Below are 2,251 nucleotides of genomic sequence, written 5' to 3' on the forward strand. Positions count from 1 at the left end.
CACCGGGTACCAGCGCGCGTGGTACCTCGAGAGGGCGTGCTCGGACGGGTGCCAGCCCGACAGCCACGGCCACGCCGTGAGCCCGCGCGGCGCGACGGCGCTGCGGCGCGGACGGCGTCGGCCGCCTTGCGCTGCTCGTGGAACGCCAGGATCTGCAGCTCGCTGGCCAGGTCGACCTTGCGCACGTCCACTCCCTCGGGCACCGACAGCACGGCCGGCGCGAACGTCAGGACCCCGGTCACGCCGGCGGCGACGAGCTCGTCGCAGGCGCCCTGGGCGGCGGCCGCCGGGGTGGCGAGGACGCCGATGACGACCCCCTCGGCCCGCACCACGGCGGCGAGCTCGGACATCGGGCGGACCACGAGGCCCGCCACCTCGCGGCCGACGACGGCGGGGTCGGCGTCGAAGAGGGCCGCCACGCCCATGCCGCGCTCGGCGAAGCCGCCGTAGCTGGCGAGCGCCCGCCCGAGGTTGCCGAGGCCCACGATGACGACGCGCCACGCCTGGGTCAGGCCGAGCTCGCGCGAGATGTGCGCCACGAGGGGGCTGACCTCGTAGCCGACCCCGCGGACGCCGTAGGAGCCCAGGTGGCTGAGGTCCTTGCGGAGCTTCGCCGACCCGACGCCCGCCGCGGCCGCGAGCTCCTCGGAGGAGACGGTGGGGACGCCGCGCTCGACGAGGGCCGTGAGGGCCCGGAGGTAGACGGGCAGACGGCCGACGGTCGCCTCGGGGATGCCGCGCTCGGAGATGAGCCGCTCGGCCGCGGGGCCCGGGTCACCGGCCGGCCCGGTCGCCACCAGCGGGTCGCCCACGGGGCGCGCGGGGCCCGCGGCGCGCTCGGGCGCGCGGCCCGGGGGGCGCCCGGTGTCGTGTCGGGAGGTGCTCACGGCGTCAGCCGGCTCCTTCGCGTGCGACGGCGGTGGGTGCGCGCGCGGGGGCCAGGGCGCTGCGGACAGAGCCCAGCGTAGGCGCTTGTGAAGGGACGCACAAAGTCGAGCGGCCCGCTCCCGCGGCCGGCGCGGGCCCTCAGGCGGGCGGTCGGCGCAGGGCCGCCTCGAGGCGGCCCGGGTCCACGTGGTAGACGGCGTGCTGGACGCCGTCGACGACGACGACCGGGACGAGCTCGCCGTAGCGCTCGGCGAGGGCGCCGGGGCGCCCGCCGGGCTCGTCGGCCGGGTCGGGCGCGTCGACGTCGACCTCCCGGACGCCGGCGCCGACGCGGCCGGCGACGGCCGTGACGACGGCGCGGGCGTCCGCGCACAGGTGGCAGCCGGCCCGTCCGTAGAGGACGACCCGCTCGTCGCCGGGGCCGGGCGCAGCGGGGCCGGTCGGCGTCTCCTCGCGCCCGCCGCGCCCGCCGAGGGCGCGCAGGAGCCCTCGCGCCCTCCCCCGCGACGCGCGCCGGCTCACCGCCACACCGACCGCCGGTGCAGGAGGAGCTCGTGGAGGCTCGCCTGGATGGTCTCGCGGACCTGGTCGGCGAGGTCGAGGACGGCGGCGGGGTCGTCGGCGGTGGCGGGCGGGGCGAGGTCGGTCCGCACGGGCTCGCCGAGCTCGACGACCCAGCGGCTCGGCAGCGGCACGAGCCCCAGGGGGCCGAGCAGGGGGAAGAAGGGCGTCACCGGCACGTAGGGCAGGCCGAGGAGGCGGGCGAGCGGGGCCAGGTCGCCGATCTTCGGGTAGACCTCCTCGGCGCCCACGATGGCGCACGGCACGATCGGCACGCCGGCGCGCAGCGCCGAGGCCACGAAGCCCCCGCGGCCGAAGCGCTGCAGGCGGTAGCGGTCGCGGAAGTGCTTGCCGACGCCCTTGTAGCCCTCGGGCCACACCCCGACGAGCTCGCCGGCCCGCAGGAGCCGCTCGGCGTCGTCGGGCGAGGCCAGCGTGATGCCGGCGCGGCGCGCCAGGTCGCCGAGCACGGGGGCGGCCAGCACGAGGTCGGCGGCGAGGACGCGCAGGTGGCGCCCGCCCGGGGCGTCGTCGTGGACGGCGACCATCGTCATGAGGGCGTCGATGCCCACCGTCCCCGAGTGGTTGGCCACGAGGAGGGCGCCGCCGCGCCGCGGCAGGTGCTCCGCACCGCGCAGCTCCACCCGGAACCACCGCCGGTGCAGCGGGCGGAGGAGGTCGAGGAGGACGGCCTCGGTGAGCTCGCGGTCGAAGCCGAGCTCGTCGACCTCGTAGTCCCCGGTGACGCGGCGCGCGAGGACGTCGGTGGCGCGGCGGGCCCGCCGGCCGAGGTCGGCCGCAG

General features: G+C 78.7%; 3 protein-coding genes. All 3 read right to left on the reverse strand.

Going from position 1 to position 2,251, the window contains the following annotated elements; translation table 11 throughout:
- Window positions 1-797, reverse strand: a 797-nt coding sequence (locus HLB09_RS15980; RefSeq protein ID WP_409373019.1) for a redox-sensing transcriptional repressor Rex, incomplete at its 3' end; no start/stop codon positions are given.
- 229 nt (window positions 798-1,026) lie between these two features.
- Window positions 1,027-1,410: a glutaredoxin family protein gene (locus HLB09_RS18955; RefSeq protein WP_212771239.1), complete on the reverse strand. Its 384-nt coding sequence runs from the start codon at window positions 1,408-1,410 to the stop codon at window positions 1,027-1,029.
- A partial coding sequence (locus tag HLB09_RS15990) for a lysophospholipid acyltransferase family protein (protein WP_171204303.1) occupies window positions 1,407-2,251 on the reverse strand: 845 nt, incomplete at its 5' end. The genes HLB09_RS15990 and HLB09_RS18955, both read right to left, overlap by 4 nt.

The organism is Pseudokineococcus marinus, from assembly GCF_013004605.1.
Taxonomy (GTDB): domain Bacteria; phylum Actinomycetota; class Actinomycetes; order Actinomycetales; family Quadrisphaeraceae; genus Pseudokineococcus; species Pseudokineococcus marinus.